Here is a 19357-nt window from a genome sequence, read left to right as displayed (position 1 = left end):
CGGCCCGACCTCATTGCTGATTCGGGGGGCGGCGATCTCCTGGTAGACGGATTGACTGCGCCTTAATGAGAGATACCGGCCATCTTGGACTCATCCCCTGCTGCAATTCTGAAAAGCAAACCCAGTATCGTCCAGCGATAAGCCCTACAGACAGCAAGAACTCTCCGAGTTGCTTCCACTTTTCGGAGGGGGTTAGCAGTGCCGCCACATGCAACGGGGCACTCGGATTGCGAAGACCCGAGTCTTCACCCATGCTAGCTAGCGCCTGCACAGCCTCGACCTGAGACCGAGTCGGAGAACGGTTCGGATCATCCATCACAGGAGCACATTCGTCCAGCAAGGCAGCAAGAATGGCGCCTATGTCAAGGCTGTGCACAGCTGCCTGACACACAACACACATGTTGGATGCCACGCATGCGCGAACAAAGTTAAGCAGGACACCGGGATCCTTTAGAGAGTCGCTCGATATGCGGCCCTCCTCTATGGCTCGATCATAAGACCACTTTAGGCCGGGGTGCAGCGACAACGCGGATGTGGAAACACAGCTCATGAAGCTCGGATCATCGATGGAAACACGGTCTCGCAACTCATGCCACACCAGCTCGGGAATATCTCGAAGACGGCGAGTCGAGTGGTCATTTCCGCCCTCCACAACGCCTTCCTGCTGCGCGAAATCAACCAAATAATCAAACGGCGAATAGAGGGATTTGTCGTAGATTTCAAGGCAGGAACTGGCGCCACTAACCATTTCAGTGGCCCATAAGAAGGCGGCATCGAGTTCTTCTTCATCGGTGCGACCCCGCATACGGGGATCAAGATATGCCACGTACATGGCTTCAAGCCATTCCCTAGGCACGGGAGAAAGGTATCCCGCCCTCCTCAAGTCCACAGCGGCGGATACAAGTGCAGCACCAACCTCGTTGGCTCCGTCCTGACCATCCTTCCACCGGGATAGAGTCGCAGGTGCGGCAGCGATATGCTCAGCGAACCCGGCCACTTCAGATGACAGTGCAGCAGCGATCCGTGGATCAGCAGCATGCTGTGCCGCCTCAGCGCGTTCGCTCGCGTCGAGGTGACGCGCGATCCTCAGCGTTTTAGCTCCAGCCAGCACAGCTCGGCTGATACTAGCCAGCGACCTGCCTGGATTCCCTGCCACCGCCAACTCCATAGCTGCTTTGGCGCGGGATCGAAGCGTTGCCAAAAATAGAACACTGCTATTTAACGCAAATAGGCGCACGATCCCTTCATCGATCGCCTCTATTCCTACGTATTTTTCAAAATCATCCAGCCAGACGATGGAGCCTTCAAGCTTATACCCGGCCGCTATAAGCCTTCTCAGTGCGCGCCCATCCTTAGGAATTACGACAGGCCTTTCACCGGTTTTACTCGCACTTCGCAACATGGCTTCATAAGCAGCCCTTGTCTTCCCTGATGCAGATCCCCCCTCAATCACAATCAATCCACCGTCGAGGGATGCGTCAAGATGGGTATCAATAGACCTCGGAACGTATTCGGGTAGGCCAGACCATCCGCCTAGTTCCATTGGCGCGTGAACGCCGAGGTCGCGTATGGGGTCCAGCTGGCTCAGGGGACGTACGAGAACCTCGCCCGTAGCAAACAGTTCCTTCGTAACTGCGGCCAAACTGGATCCGCCTAGCAAATCCAGTGAAAGGTTCAAGTATTCGACTGGTATCCAAATGTTTTCCGGCTCGGCTAGCGACTCCGCCAAGGCCCCGCCGTCCATTATGCTCAGCTGAGTTCCATAGTCGCGCAGCACCGCGTCAGTCAGCCGATGTCGGAGGCTGGTAGGCACATCGGCCTCGATGAAGTACACAATAGCGTCAAGCCGCATGGAACCAGGATTGCCGCAAACTGCACGAACGTCTGACATCACCTTGGAGGACAGTGCGGATTGCTGCAAGCTGCAACAGAATACGATCTTATGTCCGTCTTCAATGCCCAAAAACGTCCCGAGCGACTGCATATTTTTCTTCGTGTAGCTTAAGAATGTTTCGAAGTCGCGGCCTTGGTCTCCACCCGCAGATACCGGACCGGTCGCCGGGATGATGTTCTTAGCGATCCTCTGTCGACTAAACGATCGGCAGAGATCCTCGAATTTATGATGCTCATTGCGCGCGCGCATCTTGGAAAGCTGGTATCGGATGAAGGCGACCAATTCGGCACGGCGGACTGCGTTGCGCTCATCCGGCTCACTCAGTGAGCCCGCGTCGTGGTTGAGCGGTTCGTTCGAGTCACTATTCCCCACGCTGCCCCCTGTCCAGCAAGACTCGCTTCAGTATGCCCGAGGACGGACGGTTCGACGCGGAGAACTTCTGTCCGGAGGGCAAGGACCACAGCTAGCCCGCCACCTCGTGTCACTGTCGTGCCGGATCTAAGGTCTGCCACGGTCAAGAGGGGTTACCGGCGGACGTATCCGCGCGTGCAAGCTCGGTCCAATGGAGCCCAAGTAACCCGCCCGACGCCCCAGACTCTCTCCTAAAGGCGGATGTCGCAGGTCTCAATCAGCCGAGGTAGGGCTGCTCACGGTGCTCGAGGAAGTGGCGGATCCTAAGACGCTGCGTGTGGTGCATCGGCAGCTGATCGATCTCCTCCGGCCGGACGAACCGCAGCTCCGTGGACTCGTCCGAGATCGCGAGCCGGCCCCCAAGTACGCGGGCGGTGAAACAGACGTTGAACTGCCTGCGCACCTCACCGTCCGAGTAGGCAATGACGTGGCGAGGGTCGGTATACGTGCCCACGAGCCCGGTGATCTCTACGTCCAGTCCGGTTTCTTCCTTCACCTCGCGGACGGCCGTTCCTGGGAGTGAGTCGGTCATTTCCATGCCACCGCCTGGCAGCGCCCACAGGTCGTTATCCCGGCGGCGCTGAAGGAGTACGCGCCCCTCGTCGTCGGTGACCACGGCGGACGCTGCGACCACCAGGCTGTTCGGCTCCGGTGCCGCTGGGTCGTCGTAGTACTCGGTCCGTGCCATGGTCACCCTTCTCGAACCGGCGTCGCGGTTTCCCACACCGCGTCGAAGCTGCTGGCGTAGGTGTCGAACATGCCGCCCTTCCCGCTGCGCCGGAGATGCCACACGGGAGCACCGTAGGCGTTCACGCCCCAGACATGGGCATTGACCAGGGCCTGGTCATCCGCACGATAGATCGAGTTGTAGAGCGTGGTGGCATGGGTGCGCACCTCGATGCCAGGTACCCCGGCAAGGGGGCGGTAGTGCATGAGGGCGAGTCGGCAACGGGACTCGATACCGTGGCCGAACCTCTCCTCCTCGCCGCGCTGTTGGACATTCGTGCTGTCGGGGTCGCCGATCGCGATACGGACCGCACACCCGTCGTCCGCACGCTCTCGCAGTAGGTCATTGAGCCGCGGGTACGCCTCGTGCAGGAAGACGGCGGCGTACACCAGCACGTCGATGTGCTCGCGCGCCTGGGTCAGCATGTCCACGAAGGTGGACACGGGGATATCCGCCCGCTGGTCGTAGAGAGCCACAAGTTCCGGACTGACAGCGCGAGCAGGGCGTGCCTGCCGGAGCGCGGGCCATAGAGCGTGCACGTCTTCTCCTAGTGTTTCCGCTGCCAGCATGGCGGTGGCCCGGCGCGGCGTACGCCCTAGATTGACCCATCGTTCAACGGACTTGGGGTCGACTTCGACCTTGTCCGCAAGGGCGGCGTAAGTCCAGCCGCCGGCCGCCATGGCAGCACGTAACCTCTCGTTCGGCATCCCAATCTCTCCTAACAGCCGGGGACGACACTAGGGACGTTCTACCCGACGCGGGACGTCCCGAAGTGGGGTTTGTCGGAGGTTCCGACGTCCTGATGAGCGGCAGGATGCTCGTCCGCATGGCGAGCAACCAGCAGACCAGACCAGGCATCGGTGAACCGGCGAAGGACACTGCCAGTGGACGTATCGGCGTCGTCATGGGCGAGGTCGGCGCCCGGGTGCAGATAAGGCCCGTCGGCGGCGGCGTCGAGTGGGATGCCCTGCCGGACAACGTGGTGGCACCGACCGCGCGGGAAGAACTGAGCGCCCGCCTGGCCATCAAGAACGGCAACAGCCGGGACGGCCTGTGATGCGCGCCATCGGCCGGTATGCCGGGGTCCTGTTCATCATCGTGATCAGCGGATCGTGTGGCCTGGTGATCGGCATGGCCCTCGGCACCAGCCAGTAGACCGGCCGCCCCGAACGGGGTGCCACCTTCCCTGGCTCCCCATTCCCCCGTTCGGGGTCGGCCTTCCATCCCCCGGTCGCCACAGGCCGTGCCTCGGCGACCGATGCGGGCGCACGTGCCAGAGCACAGCGACACTCAAGGAGTATTCGCATGACGGCAACGGCCAACGAACAGAAGACCGGTCGCGCGGTGGCTGGTGAGGAGCTGTTCGGCAGCCTCACCCACTTCGTGATCGTCCACAACGGGCAGTCCCGCGAACGGGCCGAGCGGATCGCGGACCAGGCGGTGGCCTTCGTGGTCACCGCCGCAACCGCGACCGTCCCCATGGTCCCGTCGGACGACGTGGACCTCGGTCTGCACGCGCTCATCCTGCACACGAAGGAGTACGCCGCGCTCTGCCACCGGTACGCGGGCCGCTTCCTCCACCACAACCCCATGCCGGGCGGAGGGCCCCGCGACCCGAAGAAGGTCGCCGCGTCCACGCACGCGATGAAGGCGTCCGGGTTCATGGTCTTCGACGACCTGTGGACCGTGGACGGCATGAACCTCGCGCAGTGCGACGCGGACTGCGGCCGTCCGTACGGTCAGGCATAGCGACACGACACCAACGACGCGGCCGGCCTCGATGCGGGGTCGGCCGCGTCGCCCGGAAGGAGAACAGACGTTGTCCGGGACACCCCCTGAACTGCCGATCGTCGTGCTCGACGCACTGATGCCCAAGGCTCAGCGCCTGGTCGTCAATCGTCGGGGCTCGATGGTCTGGAAGGTCGAGACCCATCGGGGGCAGTACGCCGTGAAGGTCGGTTATCCGATCGCGGCTACGGCCGACTGGCCCGCACAGCCCTGGACGGCATTTGCCCCCGCGCGCGAAGGGGCCGTGCTGTACCGACTCGGCCGCGATGACTTCGCGTACGGCGAATGGGGGCTGGGCACCTGGAACTTCCAGCCGTGGTACGAAGGGCCCGACCTGTACGAGCTGTGGAAGCCCTGTCGTGAGCCGGACTCTCGTACGGAACCTCATACCAGCGCAGCCCTCGGCTGCGTAGAGGCGCTGGCCGAGCTACATGGCAAGGGCTGGGCCCACGGCGACGTTCAGCCCGCACACTTCATCATCGGCCCGGATCGCACGCACCTCGTCGACCTGGCCTTGGCGCGCGGCAGACACGTCCCCGAGGGGTACGACTTTCCGTTCCGCGGCTGCCTCGTCCACTACGAGGCGCCGGAGATCGCGCGCAGCGTGCTCGCGACCGGAGAGGCCGAGCCTACGCAGGAAGCCGACATCTATGCGCTCGGCGCGTCACTGCTCATCTCCGCCACGGGCTGGCGGGCCGTCGAGTACCCGGACGACGCGCCGCGTCCCGAGCAGAGAAGGGCAGTGGCAGGCGGCAAGCGTCGATCCGTGAACGTGAAGGGTGATCTTGGCGCACTGATCGACTCCATGCTCAGCCCGACGCCCGAAGACAGGCCCACGATCTACGAGGTCGGTAAGGCCCTGAGCTGACCCGTGGACCCACCAAGCAGGAGATCGGACCGCCCCTCAGCCAGCGCACACCGCAAACGAAAGAGGCCCCGGATCTCTCCGGGGCCTCTCGCCCTGTGTGCACTCGGCAGGATTCGAACCTGCAACCTTCTGATCCGTAGTCAGATGCTCTATCCGTTAAGCTACGAGTGCTTGTTCTTTTGTTTTGCCTTCGCTCCCGGTCCTTTCGGCCCGCTCGCGGCGACAGGAAGAACATTACATGACTGCCGCCGTCATGTGAAATCCGATCCGCACACCCCTTGTGACCTGCGAAAACGCCCCAGGACGGGGGGAACGACGAAGCCCCGGTCCTGGGGACCGGGGCTTCGGGTGGGGCGGAGGCGGAGGGATTTGAACCCTCGATGGGCTTTAAGGCCCAAACCGCATTAGCAGTGCGGCGCCATAGACCGGACTAGGCGACGCCTCCAGCACAACCGCTCACGCGAGCGCGCGAGTGGTGCGTGCAGATGATGACACAGGCGAGCACCGCGTCACCAATCGCCCCCCACGGTACTAGGCAGGCGGGCCGCAGGGCAAAGGGCTTCGCCGGGCGGGGCGGGAGGGACCGCAGGCAAAAGGGGGAGGCCGGCGCAACGTCCGGGCGGGAGCGGCGTTGGACCGGGCATGGTCTTCGTACTGCCGGGCGCCGGGCGGCGCCTTCTGTGGGCGTCGTTCTCCGTCGTCGCGTCCCTCGTCCCGCTCACCGCCGTACCCGCCGCCGCGGCCGGCGCGCTGCCGCCGCCGGCGCGGCCCGAGGACGGGGCCGATCACCTGACCGTGGTGGTCCGGCACGCCGGGGCGGGCCGGGACGGGACGTACGAGGTGTCCTGCCATCCCACCGCCGGCCGGCATCCGGACGCCGCCGGGGCCTGCCGGCTGCTCGACGAGCACACGCGGTGGGGCCGGGATCCCTTCGCCCCGGTGCCCGCGGACACCGACTGCACCATGCTCTACGGCGGCCCGGCCACCGCCCGGGTCACCGGTACCTGGGCCGGCCGCCCGGTCGACGCCTCGTACGACCGCAGCAACGGATGCGAGATCGGGCGGTGGGACCGGATGGTGCCGCTGCTGCCGAAGGCGGGCGGCTCGGTCCAAGGACCGGGAGGACGGGGGTCCACGGGGCGCTTGGCGGACGCATCGGTTCCGTAAAGGTCCGGAGGAGGACTCGGGGAGCCGGCCCGTGCGGTCACGCGTTCGCCGTCACTTCCTCGTGGGACCTCCCTCTCATCCGGCGCCGCGAGCGCAACCCGTGCCCTTAGACTCCCTCGCGTGACACGTCGCGGGCCGGTTGGCAAGATGGCCCGAGCGGTCGGCAAAGTGCGGTAACAGGGAGGAAGGCGACTCGTGAGCAGCAGGCCATCCCGAGGCGCTGCTCGCCTCGCAGCCATACTCGACGCGCTGCCGGACGCGTTGGTCCTGGTCAACGCCAACGGAACCGTCGTCAACGCCAACACCATCGCGCTGGAGGCCTTCGAGGCGCCCGGTACGGCTCTCGTGGGGCGTGGGCTGCTCGATCTGCTGCCCGAGTTCGACTCCCGGCTGATCCCCGGGTCGATGCGGCGGCCCGATCACATGGATCCCACGGGCCGGACGAAACCGACCCGGATGGTCGCGCGGCGGACCGACGGGAGCGAGTTCCCGGTCGAGGTCACCAGCGCGAACCTGGAGAACGGGCAGCAGGCGTACGACGGTTACGGCTACACCGGCGACGAGCTGCTCATGATCGTGGTCCGGGACCTGTCCGGGACCGTGGACACCGAGGCCGAGCTGGCCCGGTCGCAGCGGCAGACCGAGATGATCCTGCGGGCGGCCTCGGAAGGCGTCGTGGGTACCGACACCGACGGGCGGATCGTGCTCGTCAATCCGGCCGCCGCCCAGATACTGGGGTACCGGGCCGGTGAGCTGGGCGGCAAGGAGCTGCACACGCTGGTGCTGCACTCCCGTGCCGACGGCTCGCCCTTCCCGTACGACGAGTCGCCGCTCGCCGACACCCTGCGCTCGGGGCGCAAGCACCGGGTGCGCGGGCAGGTGCTGTGGTCCAAGGGCGACAAGCAGGTGCCGGTCGATCTGACCACCGCGCCGGTGCGGGACGGTGACCAGCTCGTCGGCGCCGTGATGACCTTCACCGACCGGCGGCCGTACGACGCCCTGGCCGAGGAGAAGGCCGCGCTGGAGAAGGCGCACGCCGAGGAACTCGAACGGCTCTCCGAGGAGCACGCCTCCGACCTGACCGCGCTGCGCCAGCAGCACGTCACCGAGGTCGAGGAGCTGCGCGAGAAGCACGCGGAGGAGCTGGCCGCGGGCGAGGAGCGGTACGCCTCCCTCGCCGAACGGGAGAAGGACCGGTACGAGGCGCTCGCCGGGCGGCACGAGCAGCTGCTCACGCTCATCGGCCAGTCGCTGCGCGGACCGCTGGACGAGCTGCGCCGCGAGCTGTCCGCGCTCGCCGCCGACGACGCCGGTCAGCTGTGGCCCGAGGCCAACCAGGTGCTGCACCACCTCTCCGCCGGGTACTCGCGGATCACGACCCTGATCGACAACGTGCTCGGCTACCAGCGGCTGGACGCGGGCAGCGAGGACATCACCCGTACGAAGGTGATGCTGGACGCCGTCGTCGCCGCCGGTGTGGACGGGGCCGTCGAGCTGATCGGACCGGGGCGCGTGCAGTTCGCCGTGCACGCCCCGCCCATCGAGGCCGAGGTCGACCCGCAGCGGCTCGCCACCGCGCTCGCGCATCTCGTCGCGGACGTCGCCGGGGTCGACGCCACCGGCAACACGCCCGTCTCGGCGGGCGGTTATCTGGACAACACCGTCGTCGTGGCCGCCGCGCAGCGCGGCGAGGTCGCGCGGATCGAGGTGCGCGGGCCGTACGCCGGCGGGGACCCGGTGCACGAGCCGATCGTGCGCGGGATCGTGCGCGCCCACGGAGGCGTGCTGCAGACGCACGAGGTGCCGGGCATGAGCGGCAGCGCGTACGTGCTGGAGGTGCCGCTCGGCGGCGGGGCGGGCGCGGTCGCGGCCGACGCCCCGGGCGCGGCGCAGGCCCCGGACGGCGCGGAGGGTGCCGCGGACGACTCCGGCGCGGCCGAGCAGGCGGCGGGCGGCCGGCGGCGGGCCCGGCGGGCCTCGACGGACGCCTTCCTGGACAGTGACGTGGCCGGCGCGGGTGACGCCGGCGAGGCGGAGGCGCCCGTACCGACCGGGCGGCGCCGGCGGCGGGCCGACGTGCCCGCCGAGGCGGCAGCGATGGTTCCGGCCGAGGCCCCGGAGGGCGCGTCCGGCGGGACCGGGCGTCGCCGCGGGCGGCCCGCCGAGATCGGCGCCGGGGGCGCCGGTGACGGCGAGGGCGTGGCCGAGGGTGCCGTGATGACCGCGGCCGAGCAGAGCGCGGGGGCCGCCGCCTCGGGTACGGGCCTCGGTGGCACCGTGCCACCGCAGGGCGTGCCCGCGCCCACGGGCCGGCGGGCCCGCCGCGACTCCGACGCACCGCAGGCCGCCCTGCCTCCGGCCCTTCCCGCGGCCGGCGGCGAGCCGGCACCGGGCGCGCAGGCCGTCGCCGCGCAGGGTGGCGAGGCGGCCGAGGGCGCGCAGCCGGGCGGACGGCGCCGGCGGGCGCTGGCCGCCGCTGCGGACCGCGCCGCGTCCCAGGAGGCGGGCGCGCGTACGGTCTTCGCCCTGCCGCCGGCCGAGGCCGACCGGGCACCGGCCGGCGCCGAGCCGGCGGACGGCCCGGCTCCTGCCATGGGTCCGGCCGTGCCGGTGGCGCCGGGTGCGAGTGCGCCCGCGGCGCCGAACGCCGGTGTTCCCGTGGCTCCGGCTGCGAGTGCGCCCGCGGCACCGAACGCCGGTGTTCCCGTGGCTCCGGCTGCCGGTGGGCCGTCCGTCCCGGGTCAGGGTCCGGGTACGGCTGCCGACGCGCGGCCGCACACCGGTCCGGTGGCCGGTGCCGGGCCGCTGCCCGGTCAGGTGCAGGTGCCCGCGCAGGTGCCGGTGCCCGCGCAGGCGGTGTCCGCGCAGCTGCCGGTGTCCGCCGAGGGGCTCCCGGCCGACGACGGCCGGCACGACGCCGTACCGCTCGACCAGGCCGAGGACCACACCCCACCGCAGCCGCATCCCACCAGCGCGCCGACCGGCCGGCGGCGGCGGGCGGTGGCCCAGCCGGCCGGGGCCGCGCAGCCGGCGGCGCCGGGAGCCGTACCCGCGCAGACCGCGCCGCAGCCCCTTCCGGCGCCGGCCGCTCCCGGCCAGGCCCCGCAGGCTGCGGCCGTACCGCCGGCTCCCGGCCAGGCGGCGCCCGGCGTTCCGGCGCAGGGCACGGCCGGGCAGGGCATCGCCGTCCAGGCGGGCCCCGGACAGACCGGTGCCGCCCAGGCGGGTCCCGTCCAGGCGGGATCCGCGCCGGCGGTTCCCGGTGCGCAGCCCGGTGCCGCCCTCCCGGGCCAGGCGGCCGTACCCGCGCAGGGCACGCCGGCCCAGCCCGCGCCCGCGCAGGGCACCGCCGCGCAGCCCGCGCCCGCCCCGGCGCCGCAGCCCCCGGCCGCCGCGCAGCCCGGCACCCCGCCCGCCGGTGCCCCGGTGGCGGCCCCTGGTGCGCTGCCGTTGCCCGCCGAGGCCGGGCAGCTGCCCGCGGGCCCGCAGGGCGCCCGGGCCGTACCGCCCGGTGGCAACCCGGCGGCCGGTGCCCCGCAGCAGTGGCCGGGCGCCGGTGACACCGGCACCCCGCTTCCCCCCGGGGCCGGCGGGGCCGCCGTACCGGCCGCGCAGCCGTTGCCCGCGCAGGCGGCCGGCGGTGCGCCGGTCGACCCGGACTCGACGCAGGGGCGGGCGTTCAGCGTGCGCACGCTCGGGCAGGGGGTGCCGTTCGCGCGGCAGGCCGCCCAGGTGCAGCAGCCGACGGTCACTCCGCCGCCGCACGCGCCGGGCGGTTCCGGCCGGCGGCGCAAGCTGGGCACTCCGCCTGACCCTGCCACCCGCCCGGAGCCGCAGCCGGACCAGGCGGCCCGGCCGCACCCGCCGGCGGAACCGGCACCCGCACAGCCGTCCCTCGGTGCTCAGGCGCCACTCGCGGGGCAGCCGGCGGTGGCGCAGCCCGCGCCGGCCGGTCCGCTGCCCGGTGCGCAGCCCTCGCTCGGCGGGCAGCCCCGGCCGGCCGCGGGCACCGAGGGGGCCGGGCGGTCGTACGCCATAGGCGCCCCGGAACCCGACGCCGCCGAGGGGCCGGAGCCGCTGGACGGTCCCGGCGGGGCCGTGGAGGTGGCCGACACCCCGCGTCCGCAGCCGCTGGACGACGAGCTGCCCCCGGAGCCGCTGGACAACCCGCGCCGGCTGCTGGTGTGGCCCGCGCCGGACGTGACGACCCAGCAGGCGCTGAGCGACCGCGGCTACCGGCCGGTGATCGTGCACTCGCGCGAGGAGGTCGACGCGCAGATCGCGGCCTTCCCCGCCGCGTTGTTCGTGGACCCGCTGACCGGGCCCATCACGCGGACCGCGCTGCAGTCGCTGCGCCAGGCCGCGGTGGCCGCCGAGGTGCCGGTGCTGGTCACGGCCGGGCTGGGGCAGGCGACGCGCGAGGCGGCGTACGGCGCCGATCCCGCCGTCCTGCTGAAGGCGCTGGCGCCGCGGGACAGCGAGCAGCATCCGCCGCGGGTGCTGCTCATCGAGGAGCACGCGGAGATCGCGCTGGCGCTGACCTCGACGCTGGAGCGGCGCGGGATGCAGGTGGCGCGGGCCGCGAACGACAACGACGCGGTGACGCTGGCGGGGCAGTTCCGGCCGAACCTGGTGGTGATGGACCTGATGCAGGTGCACCGCCGGCGGGCCGGGATCGTGGACTGGCTGCGGGCGAACGGGCAGCTCAACCGCACCCCGCTGGTCGTCTACACGGCCGCGGTCGACCCGGCCGACCTGCCCCGGCTGGCCTCGGGCGAGACGGTGCTGTTCCTCGCGGAGCGGTCCACCAGCACCGAGGTGCAGTCGCGGATCGTGGACCTGCTGGCCCGGGTCGGCACGAACTAGGCACCGGGCGCCGGAGGCCGGACACCGGCGCCGGACGGGCAGTCGCTAGGGGGCGACCAGCCTGCGGGCCGCCTCCTTGACGGAGGCCCGCAGGCGGTCGCGGTCGGAGTCCCGCGTACCGGCGAGGATGCGCCGCATCTGCGGGACCACGGCCATCCAGTTGGTCAGCGCGGTGATCAGGATCAGCAGGTCACCGGCCGGGATGGCGTCCGTGATGACGCCCCGGGCCTGGCCGTCCTCCAGCGCGGCGACCTTGCGGGCGTAGTGGTCCTGGCGGGCCGACTCGTCGGGGAGTTCGGCGCTGCCGTACTCGATGCCCTCCCAGAAGAGCAGGCGCAGCAGTTCGGGGTGGGTGGCGTGGTAGTCGAGGAGGCGGTCGACCCAGCCCTCGACGTCGTCGGGGTCGACGGGGACGGCCGCCGCCAGGTCGACCATGCAGGTGCCGAGGACCTTGCTGAACAGCTCCGCCTTGTTGCCGAAGTAGGCGTAGATCAGCTGCTTGTTGGCCTTGGCCTCGGTGGCGATGCGGTCGATGCGGGCGCCCGCGATGCCGTGGCGGGCGAACTCGGCGACCGCCGCGTCGAAGATGCGGGCCTTGGTGGCCTCGGGGTCCCTCACTGATGCCATGGGGACAGGGTAGGGCGGGCGGCACGCGATAACCAACTAGTTGGTTGACTGGGAATGCCGGGACGGTGCACCCTGTTGGAGAGTTTCAACCAACCAGTTAGTTGTGTGAGTCGGCTCTAAGGAGTGCCTCCCCCTCATGCCGTCAGCCACCAGCACCCGCCGGGCGCCCGGGGTCCGGATACCGGGCCGCGAGCGGTCCGCCTCCGGCACCCTCTTCCTCCTGCTCATCGCCGTCTGCACCGCCGTCACGGCCGCCAACATCTATCTCGCGGCGCCGCTGCTGCCGCTGATCGCCCACGACTTCGGCACCGTTCCCGCGGCCGTGGCCTGGATCGCCTCGGTGGCCCAGCTCGGCTACGCGGCCGGCCTGCTCTTCTTCGCCCCGCTCGGCGACCGCGTCGACCGCCGTCCGCTGGTCGCCTGGCTCTCGGTGGCCACCACGGCTGCGCTGCTCGTCGCGGCCGTCGCCCCGGGCACCGTGGCCCTGGCCGCCGCCGTGTTCGTCGCCGCCGCGGCGACGGTCGTACCGCAGCTGCTGGTGCCGCTGGTCGCCGCGCGCGCCCCGGCCGACCGGCGCGCCCGGCATGTCGCGGCCGTCATCGCCGGGCTGTTCACCGGCATCGTCGCGGCCCGCGTGCTCGGCGGGCTCGCCGGGCAGGCGTTCGGCTGGCGCTGGGTGTTCGCCGGGTCCGCCGTACTGACCCTCGCGCTCGGGCTCGCGACCGCGGCGGCCCTGCCGGCCGAGCGGCGGGTGCGGCAGGGCGGGCTGTTCTCCGGCATCGCCGAGCTGCCGGGGCTGCTGCGCCGCTCGCCCGACCTGTGGCGGGCGTGCCTGCGGCAGGCGGGGATGTTCGGGGCGTGGAGCGCCCTGTGGACCTCGCTGGCGCTGCTGCTGACCGGTCCGGAGTACGGCCTGTCCACCGCGACCGCCGGGCTCTTCGGCCTCTTCGGGCTGACCGCCAGCGCGGTGGCGCCGCTGGCGGGCGGACTGGCGGACCGCTTCGGCGCGGCCCGGGTCGTCGGCGCGGCGTACGTGCTGGCCGCCGTCGCCGTACCGCTGTTCTGGCTCGGCGGGCAGGTGCTGCCGGCGCTGTTCGCCGCCGCGATCGCCATCCACGCGGCCCTGGTGGCCTCCCACGTCGCCAACCAGACCCTGGCCCTCACGACGACGTCCACACCGGCCACCGCCAACACGGCCTACGTCGTCTCCGGCTTCGCCGGCGGCGCCCTCGCCTCGGCCGTCGCCGGCCCCGCCTTCGGCCACTGGGGCTGGTCCGGGGTGTGCGCGGTGGCGGGGCTGTGGCTGATCCTCGGGTGGACCACGACGGTTCGGCGCGGGCGCCGCTGAGGGCGCGGGGGCCGGTGCGGGCGGTGGGGCCGGTGCGAGCGGTGGGGCTGGGGTGCCGGCAGCGCCGGGGTACCGAGGTGCCGACGGCAGGGCCGAGGTGCTGGCAGCGGCGCCACGGTGTCGGCGGTAGGGCCGGGGTGCCAACGGCAGAGCCGAGGTGCCGGAGTGCCGGCAACAGGGCCGAGGTGCCGACAGCGGCGCCACGGTGTCGGCGGTGGGGCCGAGGCGCCGACGGCGGGACCGGGGTGCCGGCGGTGCCGGGCTGCCGAGGTGCCGACGGCAGGGCCGAGGTGCTGGCAGCGGCGCCACGGTGTCGGCGGTAGGGCCGGGGTGCCAACGGCAGAGCCGAGGTGCCGGAGTGCCGGCAACAGGGCCGAGGTGCCGACAGCGGCGCCGCAGTGTCGGCGGTGGGGCCGAGGCGCCGGCAGCGGGACCGAGGCGCCGACGGCGGGGCCGAGGTGCCGACGGCGGGGCCGGAGTCCGGTCCGGCCCCCCGTCGGTCGAGCCTCCTCAGAGGCGGGTGACGTCCAGCTCGCCCTCCGCGTACTGCCTGCGGAGCACCTTCTTGTCGAACTTGCCCACGCTCGTCTTCGGGACCGACTCGATGACCGTCCAGCGCTCGGGCAGCTGCCACCTGGCGATGCTGGCCTCCTCGGCGAGGAAGGTGCGCAGGGTCTCGAAGTCGGTGGTCGCGCCCGGCCGGAGGACGACCGTGGCCAGCGGCCGCTCGCCCCACTTCTCGTCCGGTACGGCGACCACGGCGGCCTCGGCGACGTCCGGGTGGGACATCAGCGCGTTCTCCAGCTCGACCGAGGAGATCCACTCGCCGCCGGACTTGATGACGTCCTTGGCCCGGTCGGTGAGGGTGAGGAAGCCGTCGGGGGAGATGGTGCCGACGTCACCGGTCTTCAGCCAGCCGTCCGCGCTGAACTTGTCCGCGGGGCGCAGGGGTTCGGCGTCGGCTCCGTTGTAGTAGGCGCCCGCGATCCACGGCCCGCGCACCTCCAGCTCGCCCGCCGACTCGCCGTCCCAGGGCAGGCGCGCCCCGTCGGGCCCGGTCAGGCGGCCCTCGACGCTCGCCGGGAAGCGGCCCTGGGTGAGCCGGTAGCCGAACTCCTCGTCGGTGCCGACCGCGTGGGCCGGCGGCCGGGCCACCGTGCCCAGCGGGGAGGTCTCCGTCATGCCCCAGGCGTGGCAGACGCGCATGCCGAGTTCGTCGAACGCCTCCATGAGGGAGGGCGGACAGGCCGAGCCGCCGATGGTGACCTGGGTGAGCGAGGAGACGTCCCGCGGCCTGGCCTGCAGCTCGCCGAGCAGGCCCTGCCAGATGGTCGGGACGGCCGCCGCGTGGGTGGGCCGCTCGCGCTCGATCATCTCGGCGAGCGGGGCCGGCTGCAGGTACCGGTCCGGCATCAGCATGTTGACGCCGGTCATGAACGTGGCGTGCGGCAGGCCCCAGGCGTTCACGTGGAACTGCGGGACGACGACGAGCGAGGTGTCCTGGTCGGTCAGACCCATCGACTGGGTCATGTTGACCTGCATGGAGTGCAGGTAGATGGAGCGGTGGCTGTACACCACGCCCTTGGGGTCGCCGGTCGTGCCGGAGGTGTAGCACATGGAGGCGGCCTGGCGTTCGTCCAGCTCCGGCCAGTCGTAGTGGGCGGGCCGGCCCGCGATCAGTTCCTCGTACTCGTGGACCCGCGCGCCGGCGCCGGCCAGCGGGGCCCGGTCGCCGGGCCCGGTCACGACGATGTGCTCGACCGTGGGCAGCTTCGGCAGCAGCGGCGCGAGCAGCGGGATGAGGGAGCCGTTGACGACGACGACCTTGTCGGCCGCGTGGTTGACGATCCACACCAGCTGTTCGGCGGGCAGCCGCAGGTTCAGCGTGTGCAGGACGGCGCCCATGGAGGGGATCGCGAAGTACGCCTCGACGTGCTCGGCGTTGTTCCACATGAGCGTGGCCACCCGGTCGTCGCCGGTCACCCCCAGCTCGTCCCGCAGGGCGTGCGCGAGCTGCGCGGCGCGGGTGCCGATCTCGGCGAAGGTGCGCCGGTGCGGCTCGGGGTCCCCGGTCCAGGTGATCACCTGTGAGGAGCCGTGGACCGTCGACCCGTGGGTCAGGATCCTGGAGATCAGCAGCGGTACGTCCTGCATCGTGGCCAGCACGGCGTCCTCCCGGGCGACATTGCCTACGCGGTGGTCCTACACGGTGGTAGGGGGTGCGCTGATTCTGCGCACATACCAAGCGGTATGTCACTAGGGGTTGGGTCACTGAGCGGTCACGTTGCCGGGAAGGCGGCGTCTAGCGCACCAGCGTCAGCTCCGGGTCCTCGCGCAGTTTGCCCAGCGCGCGGGAGACCGCGGACTTCACCGTGCCCACCGACACGCCGAGCACCTCGGCGGTCTGGGCCTCGCTGAGGTCCTCGTAGTACCGCAGGACGACCATCGCCCGCTGGCGCGCCGGCAGCCGCAGGACCGCCCGCCACATGGCGTCGTGCAGCGCCTGCCGCTCGGCCGGGTCGTCGCCGCCGGGCACGGGCTCCGGCTCGGGCAGTTCGTCGCAGGCGAACTCGTCCACCCTGCGCTTGCGCCACTGCGAGGTCCGGGTGTTCACCAGCGCCCGGCGCACGTAGCCGTCGAGCGCCCGCTGGTCCTCGATCCGCTCCCAGGCCACATAGGTCTTGGCGAGCGCGGTCTGCAGCAGGTCCTCGGCGTCGCTCGGGTTCGCGGTCAGCGAGCGGGCGGTGCGCAGCAGCACCGGCTGGCGGGCGCGCACGTACGACGCGAACGACGGGTAGGTCTGCCGCGCGGGAGCGGCGGCGGCCGAGGCGCTGGTGCAGACGGGTGTGGTCATGGCTCCACGCTAGGAGCGAGGCCCCCCGCGGCGGATCGCCCGCAGGTCCCGAAGGCGAGTCCCCCTCAGGTTGTAGGGGTGGGGCTGCCTCCACCTCCTGAAGGTGGACTGCGGGACCGTACCGTCTGCGGGTACGACCCTGAGGAGGTCAGCCGTCCGCCGTCAGGACCAGGCCCGATGTCGGCACTCCGGTGCCGGCCGTCACCAGGGTGCGGGCCGCCCCCGGCACCTGGTTCACAGCCGTGCCCCGCAGCTGCCGTACGGCCTCCGCGATGCCGTTCATGCCGTGCAGGTACGCCTCCCCGAGCTGGCCGCCGTGGGTATTCAGCGGCAGGCGCCGCTCGGCCACGAAGTCCGCCGCCTCGCCCCGGCCGCAGAAGCCGAACTCCTCCAGCTGCATCAGCACGAACGGGGTGAAGTGGTCGTAGAGGATGCCCACGTCGACGGCGTCCGGGCCGAGTCCGCCGGTGCGCCGCAGCTGCCGGGCCACCGCGCCCATCTCCGGCAGGCCGGTCAGGCCGTCCCGGTAGAAGCCGGTCATCTGCTCCTGCGCCCGGCCCGCGCCCTGGGCCGCCGCCGCGATCACGGCGGGCGGCCGCGGCAGGTCCCGGGCCCGCTCCAGGGAGGTGACGACGAGCGCCTGCCCGCCGTCGGTCTCCTGGCAGCAGTCCAGCAGCCGCAGCGGCTCGGCGATCCAGCGGGAGGCGGCGTGGTCGGCGAGCGTGATCGGGCGGCCGTGGAACCAGGCGGCGGGGTTGGTCGCCGCGTACGCCCGGTCCACCACGGCCACGTGCCCGAACGCCTCGGTCGTCAGGCCGTACGTGTGCAGGTACCGCTGGGCGGCCATCGCCACCCAGGAGGCCGGGGTGAGCAGCCCGAACGGCAGCACCCAGCCGAGCGCCGCCCCCTCCGCCGACGGCTCCCGGTGCTGCACGCCCGCGCCGAACCGGCGGCCCGAGCGCTCGTTGAACGCGCGGTAGCAGACCACCACCTCCGCCACGCCCGTCGCCACCGCGAGCGCCGCCTGCTGGACGGTGGCGCAGGCCGCCCCGCCGCCGTAGTGCACCCGGGAGAAGAAGGACAGCTCGCCCATCCCGCAGGCCTGGGCGACGGTGATCTCAGGGCTGGTGTCCATGGTGAAGGTCACCAGCCCGTCCACGTCCGCCGGGGTGAGCCCGGCGTCGTCGAGCGCGGCCCGCACCGCCTCCACCGCCAGGCGCAGCTCGCTGCGGCCGGAGTCCTTGGAGAACTCGGTGGCCCCGATGCCGGCGATCGCCGCCCGCCCGCCGAGGGTGTCGCGCGTGCGCAGGCTCATGACCCGGCCTCCGGGAGGGTGACCGTGACCGTGCCGGTCACGTGGGTGCCGAGGCCGTTGGCGCCGACGACCCGGACGACGGCCGTGTCCCCGTCGACCTCCTCGACGCTGCCGGTCAGCACCATCGTGTCCCCGGGGTGGTTGGGCGCGCCCAGCCGGATGGCGACCCTGCGGAGCACCGCGGCGGGGCCGAAGTGGTCGGTGACGTACCGGCCGACCAGGCCGTTGGTGGTCAGGATGTTCATGAAGATGTCCGGTGCGCCCTTCTGCCGGGCCAGTTCCGGGTCGTGGTGCACGTCCTGGTAGTCCCGGGAGGCGATGGCGCCCGCCACGATCAGGGTGCGGGTCACCGGGATCTCCAGCGGCGGCAGCCGGTCCCCGGCCCTCACCGCCGCACCGCCCGGAACACCGGTACGGTCAGCTCCTCGTCGCACCGCTGGAACTCGAGCCGTACCGGCAGCCCGATGCGCACCTCGTCATACGGCACCCCGACCACGTTGCTCACCATCCGCACGCCCTCGGCGAGTTCGATCAGACCGACCGCGTACGGGGGGTCGAAGGCCGGGAAGGGCGGGTGGTGCAGCACCACGTACGAGTAGACCGTGCCCTCTCCGCTCGCCTCCACCGTGTCCCAGTCCGGGCTGCCGCAGGAGTTGCAGCCCGGCAGCCAGGGGTGGCGCGGGGTGCCGCAGGCCGTGCAGCGCTGGATGAGGAGCCGGTGTTCGGCCACGCCCTGCCAGAAGCCGGCGTTGTCCCGGTTGACCACCGGGCGGGGGCGGCGCGCCCGGGGGGTGCGGGGCGCGGGGGCGTACTTGAGGATGCGGAAGCGGTGGGTGGCGACCGGCTCGCCGCCCACCCGGACGTCCGTCCGGGTGGTGACGAAGTGGCCCGTGCCGAGTCTGGTCGTCTTGCGGCCGGAGACCTCCTCGATGACCGTGTCGAACGCGATCTCGTCGCCCGGCCGCAGGGGCCGCAGGTATTCCTGCTCGCAGTCGGTGGCCACCACGGCGGTGCAGCCCGCCGCGTCCAGCAGGTCGAGGAGTTCGTCGTACGCCCCGGTGCGGCCCCGGTGTCCGGTCAGGCCGGCCATCGTCCAGGCCTGGAGCATGGTGGGCGGGGCGATGGCGTCCGGGCCGGTGTAGGCGGGGTTGGTGTCGCCCAGCGCCTCGCACCAGTGCCGGATCATCGGCGCGTTCACCGGGTCCCTGCCGACGCCGGTGACGGCGGCCGGGCGTCCCTCGAACTCCTTGAGCCGTGCGTCCAGTTCGTCATCGGCCTGCTCCTCGCGCACCGCCACCCCCTGAACTCCGGGAACGGTTTCTGACTGTCCGTCAGATCGGGTGGGGTGTCAAGGCCGGGCCGCACCGGACGGCGCCCGAACGTGCGTCCGCCGCACCGGACGACGCCCGTACATGCGTCCGCGGGGGGGGGGGGGGGGGGCGCCCCCCCGCGCGGGGGGGAGCCCGGGATCGCAACGCCCCCCGGGCCCGCC

The 19357-nt window shown here is 71.5% G+C and carries 15 protein-coding genes and 2 tRNA genes; 6 read left to right on the top strand and 11 right to left on the bottom strand.

What is annotated here, in order from left to right; all coding sequences use genetic code 11:
* Positions 1 to 10: 10 nt before the first annotated feature.
* From ABZ923_RS32110 to ABZ923_RS32100, 3 genes are all read right to left on the bottom strand, one after another.
* Positions 11 to 2143 (bottom strand): hypothetical protein, encoded by a 2133-nt coding sequence (locus ABZ923_RS32110; RefSeq protein ID WP_361478746.1) that lies wholly within the window; start codon positions 2141 to 2143, stop codon positions 11 to 13.
* A gap of 379 nt (positions 2144 to 2522) precedes the next feature.
* Positions 2523 to 2993: an NUDIX domain-containing protein gene (locus tag ABZ923_RS32105; protein ID WP_361478743.1), complete on the bottom strand. Its 471-nt coding sequence runs from the start codon at positions 2991 to 2993 to the stop codon at positions 2523 to 2525.
* Between the two features lie 2 nt (positions 2994 to 2995).
* Positions 2996 to 3739, bottom strand: coding sequence for an XRE family transcriptional regulator (locus tag ABZ923_RS32100; protein ID WP_361478740.1), 744 nt, complete (start codon positions 3737 to 3739; stop codon positions 2996 to 2998).
* A gap of 107 nt (positions 3740 to 3846) precedes the next feature.
* Between ABZ923_RS32100 and ABZ923_RS32095 the strand changes: the two genes are divergently transcribed.
* From ABZ923_RS32095 to ABZ923_RS32085, 3 genes are all read left to right on the top strand, one after another.
* Positions 3847 to 4089 (top strand): hypothetical protein, encoded by a 243-nt coding sequence (locus ABZ923_RS32095; protein WP_361478788.1) that lies wholly within the window; start codon positions 3847 to 3849, stop codon positions 4087 to 4089.
* 248 nt (positions 4090 to 4337) lie between these two features.
* On the top strand, positions 4338 to 4781 hold the full coding sequence (locus ABZ923_RS32090; RefSeq protein WP_361478737.1) for a hypothetical protein: 444 nt from the start codon (positions 4338 to 4340) through the stop codon (positions 4779 to 4781).
* 70 nt (positions 4782 to 4851) lie between these two features.
* On the top strand, positions 4852 to 5688 hold the full coding sequence (locus ABZ923_RS32085) for a protein kinase (protein ID WP_361478734.1): 837 nt from the start codon (positions 4852 to 4854) through the stop codon (positions 5686 to 5688).
* 98 nt (positions 5689 to 5786) lie between these two features.
* On the opposite strand, the gene ABZ923_RS32080 is transcribed toward ABZ923_RS32085, so the two are convergent.
* Both ABZ923_RS32080 and ABZ923_RS32075 read right to left on the bottom strand, forming a co-directional pair.
* Positions 5787 to 5859 (bottom strand) — tRNA-Arg (locus ABZ923_RS32080).
* Between the two features lie 183 nt (positions 5860 to 6042).
* Positions 6043 to 6133, bottom strand: a tRNA-Ser gene (locus ABZ923_RS32075).
* Positions 6134 to 6330: 197 nt separating this feature from the next.
* Between ABZ923_RS32075 and ABZ923_RS32070 the strand changes: the two genes are divergently transcribed.
* On the top strand, positions 6331 to 6855 hold the full coding sequence (locus ABZ923_RS32070) for an SSI family serine proteinase inhibitor (protein ID WP_361478731.1): 525 nt from the start codon (positions 6331 to 6333) through the stop codon (positions 6853 to 6855).
* A 195-nt stretch (positions 6856 to 7050) separates the two neighbouring features.
* Positions 7051 to 11721, top strand: a complete 4671-nt coding sequence (locus tag ABZ923_RS32065) for a PAS domain-containing protein (protein WP_361478729.1) — start codon at positions 7051 to 7053, stop codon at positions 11719 to 11721.
* A 45-nt stretch (positions 11722 to 11766) separates the two neighbouring features.
* Here ABZ923_RS32065 and ABZ923_RS32060 read toward each other — a convergent pair whose 3' ends face one another.
* Positions 11767 to 12348, bottom strand: a complete 582-nt coding sequence (locus tag ABZ923_RS32060; RefSeq protein WP_361478726.1) for a TetR family transcriptional regulator — start codon at positions 12346 to 12348, stop codon at positions 11767 to 11769.
* Positions 12349 to 12484: 136 nt separating this feature from the next.
* On the opposite strand from ABZ923_RS32060, the gene ABZ923_RS32055 reads away from it, so the two are divergent.
* Positions 12485 to 13696 (top strand): MFS transporter, encoded by a 1212-nt coding sequence (locus ABZ923_RS32055; RefSeq protein ID WP_361478723.1) that lies wholly within the window; start codon positions 12485 to 12487, stop codon positions 13694 to 13696.
* A 510-nt stretch (positions 13697 to 14206) separates the two neighbouring features.
* On the opposite strand, the gene ABZ923_RS32050 is transcribed toward ABZ923_RS32055, so the two are convergent.
* The 5 genes from ABZ923_RS32050 to ABZ923_RS32030 form a co-directional block, all read right to left on the bottom strand.
* Entirely contained in the window at positions 14207 to 15862 is a 1656-nt protein-coding gene (locus tag ABZ923_RS32050) for a long-chain fatty acid--CoA ligase (protein WP_361478720.1), read from the bottom strand.
* 136 nt (positions 15863 to 15998) lie between these two features.
* Complete coding sequence (locus ABZ923_RS32045; protein ID WP_361478717.1) at positions 15999 to 16550, bottom strand: SigE family RNA polymerase sigma factor; 552 nt, start codon at positions 16548 to 16550, stop codon at positions 15999 to 16001.
* Between the two features lie 148 nt (positions 16551 to 16698).
* Positions 16699 to 17865, bottom strand: a complete 1167-nt coding sequence (locus ABZ923_RS32040) for a lipid-transfer protein (protein ID WP_361478714.1) — start codon at positions 17863 to 17865, stop codon at positions 16699 to 16701.
* Positions 17862 to 18254, bottom strand: a complete 393-nt coding sequence (locus ABZ923_RS32035; protein ID WP_361478712.1) for a MaoC/PaaZ C-terminal domain-containing protein — start codon at positions 18252 to 18254, stop codon at positions 17862 to 17864. Before ABZ923_RS32035 ends, ABZ923_RS32040 begins: the two co-directional genes overlap by 4 nt.
* Entirely contained in the window at positions 18251 to 19156 is a 906-nt protein-coding gene (locus tag ABZ923_RS32030; RefSeq protein ID WP_361478709.1) for a bifunctional MaoC family dehydratase N-terminal/OB-fold nucleic acid binding domain-containing protein, read from the bottom strand. The genes ABZ923_RS32035 and ABZ923_RS32030 overlap by 4 nt, the downstream gene beginning before the upstream one ends.
* Positions 19157 to 19357: the final 201 nt, after the last annotated feature.

It is taken from the genome of Streptomyces sp. NPDC046881, from assembly GCF_040645015.1.
GTDB lineage: Bacteria > Actinomycetota > Actinomycetes > Streptomycetales > Streptomycetaceae > Streptomyces.
This window is presented reverse-complemented; position numbering and strand designations above follow the sequence as displayed.